The organism is Paenarthrobacter sp. NPDC092416, assembly GCF_044755025.1.
GTDB lineage: Bacteria > Actinomycetota > Actinomycetes > Actinomycetales > Micrococcaceae > Arthrobacter.
The window spans coordinates 95,888-109,677 of the sequence record NZ_JBIVQG010000010.1 but is presented as its reverse complement, the minus strand read 5'-3'; the positions used below and the strand labels follow the sequence as shown (position 1 = coordinate 109,677).

General features: G+C 62.9%; 12 protein-coding genes. 2 read left to right on the top strand and 10 right to left on the bottom strand.

All coding sequences use genetic code 11. The features are described 5' to 3' along the window. Positions 1-160 precede the first annotated feature (160 nt). Positions 161-1,279, top strand: a complete 1,119-nt coding sequence (gene ald / locus ACIQC5_RS17750) for an alanine dehydrogenase (RefSeq protein WP_400285260.1) — start codon at positions 161-163, stop codon at positions 1,277-1,279. A 134-nt stretch (positions 1,280-1,413) separates the two neighbouring features. Here ald and ACIQC5_RS17745 read toward each other — a convergent pair whose 3' ends face one another. From ACIQC5_RS17745 to ACIQC5_RS17700, 10 genes are all read right to left on the bottom strand, one after another. Next, the gene (locus ACIQC5_RS17745) at positions 1,414-2,379 is read right to left on the bottom strand and encodes a type IV toxin-antitoxin system AbiEi family antitoxin domain-containing protein (RefSeq protein ID WP_400285257.1); all 966 of its coding nucleotides are present in this window, start codon (positions 2,377-2,379) and stop codon (positions 1,414-1,416) included. Between the two features lie 149 nt (positions 2,380-2,528). After that, positions 2,529-3,386: a hypothetical protein gene (locus ACIQC5_RS17740; RefSeq protein WP_400285254.1), complete on the bottom strand. Its 858-nt coding sequence runs from the start codon at positions 3,384-3,386 to the stop codon at positions 2,529-2,531. Then, on the bottom strand, positions 3,383-3,931 hold the full coding sequence (locus ACIQC5_RS17735) for an RNA polymerase sigma factor (RefSeq protein ID WP_400285251.1): 549 nt from the start codon (positions 3,929-3,931) through the stop codon (positions 3,383-3,385). Before ACIQC5_RS17735 ends, ACIQC5_RS17740 begins: the two co-directional genes overlap by 4 nt. Positions 3,932-4,065: 134 nt before the next feature. Further along, entirely contained in the window at positions 4,066-4,755 is a 690-nt protein-coding gene (locus ACIQC5_RS17730) for a hypothetical protein (RefSeq protein ID WP_400285248.1), read from the bottom strand. Positions 4,756-4,904: 149 nt separating this feature from the next. Beyond that, positions 4,905-5,957, bottom strand: coding sequence for a Gfo/Idh/MocA family oxidoreductase (locus ACIQC5_RS17725; RefSeq protein WP_400285246.1), 1,053 nt, complete (start codon positions 5,955-5,957; stop codon positions 4,905-4,907). Between the two features lie 170 nt (positions 5,958-6,127). After that, the gene (locus ACIQC5_RS17720) at positions 6,128-7,846 is read right to left on the bottom strand and encodes an ABC transporter substrate-binding protein (protein ID WP_400285243.1); all 1,719 of its coding nucleotides are present in this window, start codon (positions 7,844-7,846) and stop codon (positions 6,128-6,130) included. A gap of 82 nt (positions 7,847-7,928) precedes the next feature. Next, complete coding sequence (locus ACIQC5_RS17715; RefSeq protein WP_400285241.1) at positions 7,929-10,094, bottom strand: dipeptide ABC transporter ATP-binding protein; 2,166 nt, start codon at positions 10,092-10,094, stop codon at positions 7,929-7,931. Further along, the gene (locus tag ACIQC5_RS17710; RefSeq protein WP_400285238.1) at positions 10,091-11,071 is read right to left on the bottom strand and encodes an ABC transporter permease; all 981 of its coding nucleotides are present in this window, start codon (positions 11,069-11,071) and stop codon (positions 10,091-10,093) included. The genes ACIQC5_RS17715 and ACIQC5_RS17710 overlap by 4 nt, the downstream gene beginning before the upstream one ends. Then, a complete protein-coding gene (locus tag ACIQC5_RS17705) occupies positions 11,071-12,054 on the bottom strand; it encodes an ABC transporter permease (RefSeq protein WP_400285235.1) in 984 nt (327 codons plus the stop codon). The genes ACIQC5_RS17710 and ACIQC5_RS17705 overlap by 1 nt, the downstream gene beginning before the upstream one ends. 314 nt (positions 12,055-12,368) lie before the next feature. Then, positions 12,369-12,974, bottom strand: a complete 606-nt coding sequence (locus ACIQC5_RS17700; RefSeq protein ID WP_400285233.1) for a TetR/AcrR family transcriptional regulator — start codon at positions 12,972-12,974, stop codon at positions 12,369-12,371. A gap of 150 nt (positions 12,975-13,124) precedes the next feature. Between ACIQC5_RS17700 and ACIQC5_RS17695 the strand changes: the two genes are divergently transcribed. Further along, positions 13,125-13,691 carry an NAD(P)H-dependent oxidoreductase gene (locus ACIQC5_RS17695; RefSeq protein WP_400285230.1) on the top strand — a complete coding sequence of 189 codons (567 nt, stop codon included), beginning with the start codon at positions 13,125-13,127 and terminating at the stop codon, positions 13,689-13,691. Positions 13,692-13,790: the final 99 nt, after the last annotated feature.

Sequence of the window (13,790 nt, the reverse complement as noted above, 5' to 3'; positions counted from 1 at the left end):
ACAAATGTCGAGTCGCGAGGAGCAAGAACCTTTACTTTCCGCGGTTTCCGGCGCTGACCCCTTCCACGTCCATGTCGCCTGCCTCACAGCCGGATCTATTCTGGAATCACAGCCCGCAACACATTCAGGCCGAAGAGGCCGCAAACGATGGAGCCCACAAATGATCATCGGCGTCCCCAAAGAAATCAAGAACAACGAATTCCGCGTAGCCATCACGGCCGCCGGTGTCCACGAGTTCCGTACCCACGGACACACGGTTCTGGTTGAACGCGGCGCTGGCCTCGGCTCGGGCATCACCGACGAGGAATACTCGATCGCCGGCGCAGAAATCGTCAACGAAGCTGACGACGTCTGGGGCCGCGCGGACATGGTCATGAAGGTCAAGGAACCCATCAAGGCCGAGTACCACCGCTTCCGCAAGGGCCTCATCCTCTTCACCTACCTGCACCTCGCTGCCGAGCCGGAGCTCACCGCCGAGCTCATCAACTCCGGTGTCACGGCAATCGCCTACGAAACCGTGCAGGAAGGCCGTGCGCTTCCCCTGCTCGCCCCGATGTCCGAGGTCGCAGGACGTCTCTCGGTCGTGGTGGGCGCCTCCTCTCTCATGGCCCCGGCCGGCGGCAAGGGCGTCCTTCTGGGCGGCGTACCAGGCGTCCGCCCGGCCAAGGTTGTTGTCCTCGGCGCCGGTGTTGCCGGAACCAACGCCGCCGCCATGGCGCTGGGCCTCGGTGCTGACGTCACCATCATGGACATCAACATCAACCGGCTGCGCGAACTCGATGCCCTCTACCAGGGCCGCCTGAAGACCGTTGCCTCCAACGCCTACGAGATCGAGAAGTCAGTCATCGACGCAGATCTCGTGATCGGCTCCGTCCTGATCCCGGGCGCCAAGGCTCCCAAGCTCGTCACCAACGAACTCGTCTCCCGCATGAAGCCGGGCTCGGTTCTGGTGGACATCGCTGTTGACCAGGGCGGCTGCTTCGAGGACACGCACCCCACCACCCACCAGGAACCGACGTACAAGGTCCACAACTCGATCTTCTACTGCGTTGCCAACATGCCTGGCGCTGTTCCGAACACCTCCACGTACGCACTGACCAACGTCACCCTGCGCTACGCGGTGGCACTGGCCAACTTGGGCGTCAAGGCCGCATTCGACCGCGACCCCGCACTGGCCGCCGGCCTCAACATCGCCGCAGGCCACGTGGCCCACCACTCGGTCTCCGAGGCGCATAACCTGCCCCTCGTTGCCGACTGGCACAGCCTGGTTTCCGCCTAACGACTGGGCTCTGGCCTGGTTTCCTGGGCCTGACCTGGCTTCCTAGGCCCGGCCGGTTTCATAGGCCCGGCCGGCGCGTCGCAAGCCCGCTGTTCCGTTGCTTCCCAGCAACGGAACAGCGGGCTTTGCGCGTGTTAGCCCACTTCCATTTTTCGGGACCTGCCCAGCGCCACTTTGAGCCTCTGTTCAATGTCCCAAGGCTTGCTGAGGTCATCCCATTCGATGCGAACGATCTCCCAGCCCATGCCCCTTAGCGCCTTCTCGCGCCGACGCTCCTGGAAGATGACCTCTTCGGTGGGCGCGTTGTCGAAGTATTTGGCGCGCCCGTCGAATTCCAGAATCACCCTGGCTTCCTTCCAACCGAAGTCACCCCGGTAAGTGCCGATCGACGTCGCGACCTCGAGTTGGAGCACGGCTTCCGGAATTGCGAGCTTGCTGAGAAGGACGCGGGTTCGTGTCTCCCCCACCGACTCGGACCTGCCGTCCGCGAACTCCAGGACGCGGCGCAGTCGGCGGGCGCCGCGCGTGATCCTGCCGCTGTCCACGTAGTCCTGCATCTTTTGCGGATCGGCGCCCCGGCGAATGGCTTGGTCGGCGATGACGAGCGCCCGTTCAAAGTCCAGCATCCGCGCACAGTCCACCACTGTGCGCTCAAGACTGGTGGTCCGGGCAGGATGGCGCCAAGGCGTTGTCACTTCGACGATCTCTTCGCGGCACAGGCGCCCTGCGTGGGCTGCGACGTCGCTCCCCGAACTGGCAGGGGCCGGAGAGAATGGGGTGGTCACGTGCACCAGCGGGCCTGAATCCCAATCCGAGCACCCGTGCAGGCGGGCCGCACTCACGTGGCTGTAAATGGACTCGACCGCCGTGGCGCATTGATGGGCCTGGATCCGCAGCAAATCCTGTTCCCAGGGTTTGCGGGGACGCCAGTCCGACGCCCGGACGTAAGCGCCGCGCCTCAGTCTCAGGAGCTTTCCGGACCGTACGCCGGCTGTCAGGGCTCGGTCCCCAAGCCCCCTCCGCGCAAGCTCGGGAGTGGAGGCAACAGGGGTGTCCGGCCAGTTTTCAGTGATCAGGGCATCTAATTTTCGTGGTTGCATAGGCCCATCGTGGGCTCCGTGGGCAACGGCTCCCAGTGCCCAAACCCCCTATGTTGACAACTACGCGCTGAAGACGCTTCCCAGTTGCTGGCCAACCACTGAGAAGCGGGTGAGCCACGGAATTGTGGGACGCCAGCTCATGCCTGCGTTCAGGGGGTTCCTGGGGCCTCGGGGACCACGTGCGAGGGAACCGGCACGGGGATATCCGAGGGAGCGACGCTTGGTACATCGATGCCCGGTGGGGTGATCGGCGCCACCGGCGGAGTCGGAACGGTGACGTTGCCGGACTCGCCATTCCCAGGAATCCTGGGTGTTCGCGGCACTCCGATGGGCGTCTTCGAGGAGTTTGAGTGCTCGGCACCGCCCTGCGCGCCACCGCTTGGCGGGTTGGCCAGGTTGGCGCCACCGGCTGGGTTGGCGGGATCCGAAGAATGAGGACCAACAGGTGCCGGATACGGTGGTGCAACATCGCGATGAGGCTGCTGATCGGCGGGAACGGCCGGGCTCTGCCGCTCCGGGGAATTCCCGCCAGGGGTGAATTGGGAGACGACCGAGCCTATTGCGGTACCAAGGTGCTGGAAGGCTCCGGATATGCCGCCTTCGGACGCAACAGCCGCGGTGGCACCGCCTGCGAGGGACACTGCCACAGCCAAACCGGCGATGGCCGCCCGACGCTTCCGCCGCCGTCGGGCCGCGAGTTCATCAAAGGGCAGGGCGTCAGCGAAATGGCGCCCTGCAACCGAGGCGGGTACCGCCGTCGGTTCTCCCGATCCCGCGAAGGGACCAACCGCCGTCGGGAGCTGGCTCGTGACTGCCCCGGAGCCGCCGGTCATCAAGGCGCGAACCGCCACGGAGGGCTCAGGCGAGGCGCTTGCGAGGGCGCGCAGTTGAAGCAGTTCGGTGCGAATGCCGTCGGCCGGGCCCAGGTCGGATTCGGCCAAAAGGCGATCAATGGCCTGCTCGGCGTCCTCGGAGTTCCGCCCGCTTGGTGCGATCTGTTCGCTCATGATGTGCCGTTCCTTAGTAGTGCACGCTTCTTCAGTGCACTCAATGCCCTGCGCTGCAGTTGTTTCACGGCCCCCTGGGACTTGCCCATGATGGCCGCTGTTTCTTCCACCGACAAGTCCGCTACGACCCGCAATGCCAGGACCTCCCGGTAGTCCGCGGCGAGGTCGTCCAAAAGCTCCGTGACTCCCAAGCTGCCGCTGCCGAAGGCCTGGTCTTCGGCCGAGGGCGTTCGCCTGCCGTCCAGGTCGGGCTCATAGGGTGTGGAATCCGGCGTCCGTTCGCGCTTGCGGTAATGGTCCACCAAACGCGCATGGGCGATCGAAAACAGCAGAGTTTTGGCGCCCTGCAGCCCGCCGTGGAGGGTCTCCAGCTTCGGGTACAGGGCAAGGAAAACGTCCTGGGTGACGGCCTCCGGATCGTCCACGCCGCGGGCACGCAGGTAGCCGAACACCGGGCCGGAAAACTGGTTGTAGGCAGCCGTGAAGAGCAGCGCGGGACAATCTTCGTCCGCCTGCACGTATTCATCAGCTGAAGTTTCCAGCACCCGCGGATGCCTCCATCCCACGCAGCGCAGTGACGTTCCCAGGCAGGTGAACCACTGCCGCTGCCGTCTTTACGTAGCGGGGCTCCTTGTACCAAGCCAAGGAGCCCCGCACTTAAACCGTAGCCGCTGAGGTCCTAGCGGACAGAATCGAGCCCTGCATCCAGGGCAGGCACGTCGGTGGGGACCTGGGAAGGTACGGCCGGAACAGCAGGGACTGCCGGCGTTGCCGGAACAGCGGGGATTCCCGGGGTCGCGGGCACGGCAGGAACAGCCGGGGTAGCGGGCAGTTCGGACGAAACGGACGTTCCGGCCTCGACATTTGCCTTCGCGGAACCGTCCGCCTTCAGTCCGGCAGCCTTGCCGGCCTCAACCACGGCGTCGCAGTGCGCTTCAACCTTGGCTTCGCCACCTGCGGCGACAACCAGCGATTCGAAGCCCGGAACCTTGGAGTCGGCCTTCAGGCCGCCATTCAGGAACGCAGTGCAGAGGCCGAACGCCTCGGGGGACGTGGCGTCTTTCAGTGCAGCTGCTGCCTTGGACTTTGCATCTGCCACGGCGTCTTCGGCCTTGGCCTGGCCGGCGTCGGCGGCGTTGGTCGCCTTGGCCTCGGCGCTTTCGACGGCGTCGCTTGCCTTGGTCTTGGCGGTTTCAACAGCTTCGGCGGCGGGGGCCGGGGCGCCAACGAGGTCGTGGGCGCTCTGCTGGATTTCGGTGGGGAGCGCGCCATTGAAGGCGGCGACGCCGGTTCCGCCAGCAGCTACAGCTCCGGCGGCCAGGACGCCCGCGGCGACTTTGCTGGTGGCAAGGACAGTGAACAAGGACATGAAACCCTCCGACAAACGATTTTGGGATTGCCCCGGCAGCGCGTTGGCGACTGCCGGATGATCAGCGTGCGGACGTGGCCCGCACACCCCTTACATCGTTCTCGGCGCCGCTGAGGTTACGCGGTGCCCAAAAATTCCTTCGTTTGAGGTCAGACTGCGAGCGATCGCGCCTGCTCGATCAGCTTCAGGACCTCTACCGAGTCAGCCGGATCTACGGGCACCGTACGCGCTGAGGATGTGCCGCCGTCGTCGATCTTCTCAGCAAGGATGCGATAGAACTCGGGGTACGCGCCCCGCTCGGTGGGGACGGCGGTACGCTGGCCGTCCGCCTCGAGCGTGCCGTGGTTTTCGGCAGGTTCGATGCCGTATTCAGCGTCTGTGGGCAGCCCGCCACCCAGGACAAACGGCTCTTGCGGGTCGATGCCGAATTTCACGAAGCCTCCCTTCGTGCCCAGAATGCGGAAGCGCGGACCGTGGAGCTGGCTGTTGAGATTCAAGGTCACGTGGGTGACCACGCCGGACTCATGCCGCAGGACCAGAAAGACGTCATCGTCGGCGCTTTCCTGTGGCCGGCGGGCCTGCATTTCGGCATAGGTGACCTGCGCCGGTCCAAAGAACCGGAGGGCAAGGTCGAGCACGTGGGCGCCGAGATCGAACAGCACGCCACCACCATCCTCGGCCGTGGCGCTGGCTTTCCAGGCCTTGGCGATCTCGGGCGCCCAGCGCTCCATCCCCGATTCGAACCGGGTCACCGTACCCAACGTCCCGGCGTCGAGCAGCTTCTTGACAGTCAGCGCATCGCCGTCCCAGCGACGGTTTTGGTAGACGGTCAGGACGCGTCCGGCCTCTGCGGCGAGAGTGATCAGCTCCTCGCCTTGGGCGCTGTGAACCACGAAAGGCTTGTCGACGACGACGTCGAGCCCAGCTTCCAGCGCGGCTTTCGCCAGCGAGTAGTGGGTCGCGGGTGGCGTGCCGAGGACGATGAGGTCCAGTTGATCGGCGAGAGCCAGAATGTCCTGCGGAGTGTCAACGACTCTTGCCTGGGGGTAGCGCTCCCTGGCCTTCGTCTGACGTGCTGCGTCCGATGTGGCGATCACTGCCAACTCATAAGCGGGATTACTGGCTATGTACGGGGTATGGAACACGCTGCCCGAAAGACCAAAACCTGCGACGGCGGTGCGAATCGGCTGCTTGGGAGTCATGCCCTTAGGCTACCGACCCTCTGTCACATCCCAACACCCCGCGGGACGCCGAAGGCCGGCACCCTCCAAGAACCCGCAAACGGGTTCAAGGAAAGCACCGGCCTTCAGCAAGTTCAGATTCAGCACCCGGGTTCGCTGCACTTATCCGGGTGCTGAATCAGTGGCTGGTATTACTTCTTTTCCCAACCGATGGTGGTCCAGTCAGGAACGTTGGAGTTGCTCTTGAACAGGGACGGACCGTAGTTGGCCAGGCCCGTGCGCACAAACTGGATCTCCGGGCCGTTCAGCAGGGTACCCATGGAGAAGTACTTCTCCATGTGCTTCTTCTCTACCTCCATGGCAGCCTTGTTGCGCTCTTTGTCATCAGCAATGGTTGCCAGGCGCTTGATTTCAGCGTCCAGCTCAGCATCGCCGAGTTTGTTTTCGTTGGTGGTTGACTCGTAGAACTGCTTGACGCCGCTGGTAGCGTCCGGGCCAACCTGATAGCCCGAAATCGTCAGATCAAACTCCCGCGACCCCAGAACCTTCTGGAAGTCCGCGTCACCGCGCTGCTCAACCGCAACATCCATGCCCGCTGCCTGAAGCTGCTTCTGAAGGGTCTGTGAGACGGCCGCCCGTGTGGGATCCTCTCCAAAGTAGGTCACCTTGAAAGTTACGGGGACGCCGTCCTTGGCCATGATGCCCTTGTCATTGGCAGTGTAACCCGCGTCAGTGAGGACCTTCTTGGCGGCCTCAGCGTCCGAGTCCTTCACGGGGTAGTTGTCCTGGTAGTACTCGGAGAACGGCATGAGCATCATGGAGCCCGAGCTTTCCTCGGACCAGTTCAGGCCGTTGAACTGAACATCTCGGAGAGCTTTTCGGTCCACGGCCGTGAAAATTGCCTTGCGTACGGCAACGTCGGTGAGGGCAGGCCGCTGGGCGTTAATGTTGAGACCGCCGGCAAACAGTCGCTGGCCACGGCGAACCTCGGCGTTCTTGGTTCCTTCAAGCTGCTTGTACCGGCTCAGGGTGCGAGCGTCCGTAGCGTCAATTTCGCCGTTCTTGAAGGCGGCGATGGTTGCGCTGGGTTCCATCTGGCGCCAAATGATCTTGTCCAGAACAGGCTTCTGGCCCCACCACTTTTCGTTGGGAACCATGGTGACGGTCTTGGCGGTGGTGTCGAAGTTCTCCACCTTGAACGGGCCAGCCATCCATTCAGGATGCATGTTGCCCGAAAAGCCATTGTTGAAGATTTCCGCCGTGTTGACGGCAGGGTGGATCAGTCCGAAGAAGAGATCCTCAAGGGGATAGACCGGCTGCGTAGTGGTGACAATGACTTCCTTGTCGTTGGCACCAGCTTTGACTGATTCAACAAACGGATATGCCCCCGGGTTGACGATGTCAATCGCCTTATCTTCGCCGCGGGACATCTTCCATGTGTTCTCGAACGTCTTGACGTCGATAGGCGTACCGTCGTTCCAGGTTGCCTTGTCGTTGACCTTAATGGTGATGGTCTGTTTACCGTCCTTGACTTCGCTCTTCACCTCTTCGCAGAAGTCCTTGTTCGGCTCAGCCTTGCCGTCAAAGTCCAGCTTCCAGCAACCGCCGATCCCGCCGCTGCTAAGGCCTGCGGGATTGACTGGAGTCAACACAGCGGCGGTGGGGCCACTGTTCCCGACGTTGGAATTATTGTTGAAATCCGGCCCGAGGTCCACGGTTGGCAACGTCACGGTGCCGCCCTGTTCCAGGTCTTTTGCTTCCTTGGCGTTGACGCTGATCAGCTTGCTGATGTCGCCGCCGGCTTCTTCTGCCTTCTGCGAGGCAGGGCCCGACGGCGTTCCCCCACCACAGGCTGTCAGCATCAGTGCCGCGGCAATCGCCACGCCGCCGATCGTTGTGTACTTCTTCATGATGTGCCCTTCATGTTGTACGACTGGAAATCGTTATTTGCGAGTTGAATACAGGGGTTCAAATCTCTTGAGTCATCGATCGTCAGGCATGCACCACCAGCATGTCGGCATCAATTTCTCCGTCCGGGAAGAAGCATGCGAATTCCTGTTGTTGGCCTTCTGAAGCAAGGGGCGGCTCCAGACTAAGACACTTCTCCTGCTTGGCGGCAGGGAGTGCGGCAAACACGGGACAGCGAGTCGCGAAGTTACAACCCTTGGGAGCATCGAGGGGACTTGGAAGGTCACCCTGCAGGATGATGCGTTCCCGGGTGCGTTCCAAGGCGGGGTCGGGCACCGGGATGGCGGACAGCAGGGCCCGGGTATAAGGGTGGCGGGGATTGTCGAAGACATCGTCCACGTCACCGGTTTCCACGATCTTGCCCAGATACATCACGGCCACACGGTCCGAGATGTGGCGAACAACCGAGAGATCGTGGGCCACCATCAGGTAGCTCAATCCAAGCTCTGCGCGGAGCTGGTCCAGCAGGTTGATGACGCCGGCCTGGACAGAGACATCCAAGGCGGAGACAGGCTCATCCAGGACCACGAGCTTCGGATTAACCGCGAGCGCCCGGGCAATGCCGATGCGCTGGCGCTGGCCACCGGAGAACTGGTTGGGGAAGCGGTTCACGTGGTCAGGCTGCAGACCCACCAGCCTCATGAGCTCCATGATGCGCTTTTTGATGGCGGCCTTGGGCATCCCCAGGTTTTCCAGCGGCTCGGCCAGGACCTCATACACGGTGAAGCGCGGGTCCAAGGCTCCCGTGGGGTCCTGGAACACCATCTGCATTTCCTTACGCATGGCCATGGTGGTCTTGGAGTCCGTGGCCACCTTGTTGCTCACGCCCCCAATGATCACCTCACCCACCTGGTCCGGGTGGAACTCCATGATCTCCAGGAGCGTGGTGGTCTTGCCGCAGCCGGACTCACCAACGATCGAAACGCACTCGCCCTCGCGGATATCGAAGCTCAGCCCGTCCACGGCCTTGACCGTGCCGATCCGCCGCTTGATCAGTGCACCCTTGAGCAGTGGGAAGTGCTTCTTCACGTCCTTGAGTTCCAGGACCTTTTCGCGCTCGACGCGGGCAACGCCGTCGAACTTTGAAACCGGCTTGGGCGGCGCGTCGAAAATCTTGTGCGCGTCAGCCTCGCCTGACAGTTGGTCCGTTTTGATGCAGGCAGCTTTGTGGCCACCCAGCGACTGTCCAACGGAGCCAGGTACGGAAATGAGCTCCGGCTCGCCGTGCAAGCAGGCGTCGCTGGCCAGCGGGCAGCGGGCAGCGAACGAGCAGCCGATCACAGGCAGCGCGAGGTTCGGCGGGGTTCCCTCAATGGGAACCAGCGACTGCTTGGTGGCTGTGTCCACGCGCGGGACCGCGCCAAGCAGGCCTAGCGTGTACGGCATCCGGGGGTGGTAATAGATGTCCTCCACCGTGCCGGTTTCCACAGGCTTGCCCGCGTACATGACCATGATGTCGTCAGCCATGCCCGCTACGACGCCGAGGTCGTGCGTGATCATGACGACGGCGGCCCCGGTCTCCTCCTGCGCGGTGTGCAGGACCTCCAGCACCTGTGCCTGGATGGTGACGTCGAGCGCCGTCGTGGGCTCATCGGCGATGAGTACCCGCGGATCGTTGGCGATCGCAATGGCGATCATGACGCGCTGGCGCATGCCGCCGGAAAATTCGTGCGGGAAGGCTTTCAGGCGGTCCTTGGGGCTCGGGATACCCACCATACGCAAAAGCTCGACGGCGCGGGCTTCTTTGGCTTGTTTGCTCATGGTGGGGTTGTGGACAGTCAGGGCCTCGATGATCTGGTTGCCGACCGTGTAGACGGGGGTCAGCGAGGACAGCGGATCCTGGAAGACCATGGCAATGTCGCTGCCGCGATGCTTGCACATGGCTTTGTCGCTGAGGCCAAGAAGTTCCTTGCCCTTGAAGCGGACTGACCCGGTGATGTCCGCAGTTTCCGGGAGGAGACCCATGATTGCCATGGACGTGACGGACTTTCCTGAGCCTGATTCGCCCACGATGCCCAAAGTCTTGCCGGGCATGAGATCGAAGTCGACTCCGCGGACGGCATGGACCACGCCGTTTTCGGAGTTGAAGCGGACGTTGAGGTCGCGGACACTGAGGACAGCATCGCCCGGAGCGTAGAGTCCGGCGTCCCTCAGGCGCTCGGCGGGCGTGTGGGAGATGTTGGTGCTCATTTGCTGGTCTTCTTTGCAGTCTTGGCGCTTTCGACGCCCCGCTTGGCACGTCCGATGGAACTGGAGCTGGGGTCGAAGGCGTCGCGCAGGCCGTCGTTCATCATGGCCAGAGAACCGGTCAGGAGGAACATGACGGTCAGCGGCACCCAGAACATCCACGGGAACGAGGACACCTGGCCTGTGGCCTGCCCGATCAGCACACCCAGGCTGACGTCGGGTTGCTTGATACCTACGCCGATGAACGAAAACGCCACTTCGGCCAGGACGGCTCCAGTGATGCCGCGGGTGAAGTCGAGGACCAGCAAGGAGCCGATATTCGGAACCAGGTGACGCCACACAATCCTGCGGGACGGCACCCCCATGTACTTGGCGGCCTTGACGTAATCCCGTTGCATGAGGGACATGGAGAGCGACCGCACCAGTCGGGCGGTGCCCATCCAACTGAAGAACAGCAACACGATAATCAACAGGAGCCAACTCGGGAGGTCCTTGAGACCGCCGCCACCGTTCGTTGCCACGGCGACCACCAGAATGGCGGGCATCATGATGAGCGCCTCAAGGATGAACAGCATGGTGGCGTCCACCTTGCCGCCGAAGAAGGCCATGGTGCAGCCGTACACCGCGGAAATCAGGACCGACAGTCCACCGACAATGAGGCCGATGAACAACGACGTTCGCGTGCCTTCGACGATCAGCGCCATGAGGTCGATGCCCGCCTGCGACGTGCCGAGGAAGTGCTCGGGTGACGGTCCCATGCCGATGTTGAGGGGATCGATGGTGTCCTTGTCCCAAGGCGTCAGGAAACCGCCGAAAAGGGAGAACGCGAACAGGGCCAGGAAGATGAACAAGCCGGTGACGGCCGTCCGGTTTCGCATGAAGCGCCGGAAGATGATGCGGGACTTCGCAATGACGACATCCTGGTTGTCGGCAACCCGGGCCTCGTCGATTTCTGCAATGGGATCAATGATGTTGGTCATTACTGGACCCTCACTCGCGGATCGACCAGTGTGGTGGCGAAGTCGGCCAGAACGGCGCCGATCGCGAAGATCACTGAGCCGTACGCCAGCGTGGCTGTGGCTACGTTGACGTCCTGGAGCCCGATCGCCTGGATGCTCCACAATCCAATGCCGGGCCAGGCGAAGATCGCCTCCGCGAAGAAGCCGCCTGTGAAGATCGCGGGAATGGTGAACGCGATGCTCTGCGCTACGGGAATGAAGGACACTCGGAGCGCGTGCCGCCGGATGGCCTGGTTGCGGGTGAGCCCCTTGGCCCGGGCGGTGCGGACGAAGTCCGCGTTGACGTTGTCCAGGAGATACTGCCGTTGCGCGATCTGGTAACCTGCCCAACCGAAGATCGTCATCGCGAACGTGGGCACGGCGTAGTGGGCCACAAGGTCAACGAAAGCCGGCCAGCCCGGGTCGATTCCCGGCGTCGAAATTCCCGTCACGAAGAAGATTCGATCGCCTACCGCCTCGTTGACGCTGATGGCGCCCAACTGGACCAGGAAGTAGGCGATGGGTGCGGGCAGGATGTGGACCAGGTAGCTGTAGGACGTGATGACGCGGTCCTGGAACTTGTACTGCCGGGCTGCCGAATAGACGCCAAGCGCGACGCCGATGATCAGCGTCAGGATGATCGAGGCAATGAAGAGCCTGGTCGAGACCAGAACGCGGTCCGCGAACTCTGCATTGACGAACGCTCCGTTGGGGCTGCGACCCCAGTCCCACTTGGTCACGATGCTGCCGAGCCAGTCGACGTAGCGCTGCCAGGGGCTGGCCTCCGGATCCAGGCCCAGTCCTCGGAAGGATGCGGCCACCTGTTCGGGTGTGGGCCGCGGAATTTTCTCTTGCTCAAGCACCGCCGGCTTGAGCGTTGAGACTGCCAGGAAGTACCCTGCGCTGGTGGTCAGGAAGATCATGATCAGGTAAATGCCTGACCGCTTCATCAGGTACTTCAGCATGTCGGGCGACTGCCCTGGATCGTGGCAAAACTCAATGCTCGTCCTTCCGCGGTTTCCCGGCTGTGGCCGGTGTCAGCTACGAATTGGCTCGTTGGGTGATGGCCCCCCGCACCCTTTCAGTGAACACCGCCCTTGTATGGCATGGGTCACATTCAAGAGGAGACTACCACAATAACTGCTTCACGTTTCGCTTCATGGCTGCCAGTTTCGCGGCTGCAGCCAGATTGTTATGTGCAGGCTGCGTCAGGTTTACGACGGCGGCGACACTGTAGCGCTCACAGCGGCGACGCTGGGTGTGGTCGCCCAGGATCCGCCTATGCGCCGCCGACGAGCCGCGTGACGAGCTCCCGCCACGAATCCGTGAGGCGCTTCGGCGATATTCCGCGCGTCCGGACGTCATCAACGATTCGTTCAGGGTCCAGGGCGTAGGTCAGCGTCATGGCCATAACCCAGGGATCAGGGATGCCCGCCTCACGCAGCAGGACCTCCATATGTCGATGCGAGAGCACCGTCGCCGGGACATCAAAGCGGTTTCTGGTGGCAGCCCCTGCAGCTTTCAGGAGCTCGCCGTTTTCCAAGATGAAGTAGATGCGGCCTTCGCCGAAGGCAACGAGCCTGTCCCTGGCCGGGGCGCCAGGGCCAAGCGGTGGCGGCCCGAACATGAATCCGTGCTGGAACTCAGCTTCGGAATCGCTCAGGAGGGACATCATCAGCCCGGCACGGCTGCCGAAGCGGCGGAACACGGTGCCCTTACCCACGTGGGCCTTGCAAGCGAGCGCGTCCATGGTCAGCGCATCCGCCCCGTATTCGGCCACAAGATCGCGCGCGGCACTCAGAAGCCGCTCGCGGTTGCGTGCGGCATCGCTGCGCTCGGGCGGCGCGCTGAAGGGCACGTCCGGCCGCATGGGGATCGAGCTCACAAAAATATTCTAGCCCCGGGAATAGAAACCGGACCGCAGTCCGTTTAGTATCGATGAAGGCTCAAACGCCTCCATAAACCGCCGGTCCAGGCGGGGCACCATCGGCATCGCCCCCAGTGCCCAGCCACAGGCCAGATACAAGGAGACACCATGTCCAAGAGCACCGTTCTTACCCTGGTCGGCAGCCTTCGCGCCGACTCGCACAACAAGAAGCTTGCCGAAGCCATCCAGCTGAACGCACCGGAAAACGTTGACGTCCAGATCCACGGCTCGCTGGGCACCATCCCCTTCTACAACGAAGACATCGACGTCGAAGGCCAGGTTCCGGCCGAGGCCGCAGCACTTCGCGCCGCAGCAGCCGAGGCTGACACCATCCTGCTCGTCACCCCTGAGCACAACGGCACCATGCCGGCATCCCTGAAGAACGCCATCGACTGGCTGTCCCGCCCCTTCGGCGCCGGCGCCCTCGCAGGCAAGCCGACCGCCGTCGTAGGTACCGCTTTCGGCCAGTTCGGCGGCGTGTGGGCGCAGGACGAAGCCCGCAAGGCTGCAGGCATCGCCGGCGCCAAGGTCCTCGAGGACGTCAAGCTCGCAGTTCCGGGCTCCATGATTCGCTTCGCTGAACTGCACCCGAAGGACGACGCCGAGATTGTTGAGCAGATCAAGGGCATCTTCGAGCCCCTGACGGCCGTTCAGGACGAAGCAGCAGCAGCCTAGTTCCTCTTGCTCTTGGCCCCCGTCCCGCTGTTTGCGGGCGGGGGCTTTGGCGTTCCGGGGCTTTGGCGTTCCAGGGCTTTGGCGTTCCAGGGCAGTAAC

Bases quoted from the DNA above. Each gene is read 5' to 3' on its own strand.
- ACIQC5_RS17740 (WP_400285254.1), bottom strand. From the start codon at position 3,386: ATGAGCGAACAGATCGCACCAAGCGGGCGGAACTCCGAGGACGCCGAG.
- ACIQC5_RS17705 (WP_400285235.1), bottom strand. From the start codon at position 12,054: ATGCTGAAGTACCTGATGAAGCGGTCAGGCATTTACCTGATCATGATC.
- ACIQC5_RS17730 (WP_400285248.1), bottom strand. From the start codon at position 4,755: ATGTCCTTGTTCACTGTCCTTGCCACCAGCAAAGTCGCCGCGGGCGTC.
- ACIQC5_RS17720 (WP_400285243.1), bottom strand. From the start codon at position 7,846: ATGAAGAAGTACACAACGATCGGCGGCGTGGCGATTGCCGCGGCACTG.
- ACIQC5_RS17695 (WP_400285230.1), top strand. From the start codon at position 13,125: ATGTCCAAGAGCACCGTTCTTACCCTGGTCGGCAGCCTTCGCGCCGAC.
- ACIQC5_RS17725 (WP_400285246.1), bottom strand. From the start codon at position 5,957: ATGACTCCCAAGCAGCCGATTCGCACCGCCGTCGCAGGTTTTGGTCTT.
- ACIQC5_RS17745 (WP_400285257.1), bottom strand. From the start codon at position 2,379: ATGCAACCACGAAAATTAGATGCCCTGATCACTGAAAACTGGCCGGAC.
- ACIQC5_RS17715 (WP_400285241.1), bottom strand. From the start codon at position 10,094: ATGAGCACCAACATCTCCCACACGCCCGCCGAGCGCCTGAGGGACGCC.
- ald (WP_400285260.1), top strand. From the start codon at position 161: ATGATCATCGGCGTCCCCAAAGAAATCAAGAACAACGAATTCCGCGTA.
- ACIQC5_RS17710 (WP_400285238.1), bottom strand. From the start codon at position 11,071: ATGACCAACATCATTGATCCCATTGCAGAAATCGACGAGGCCCGGGTT.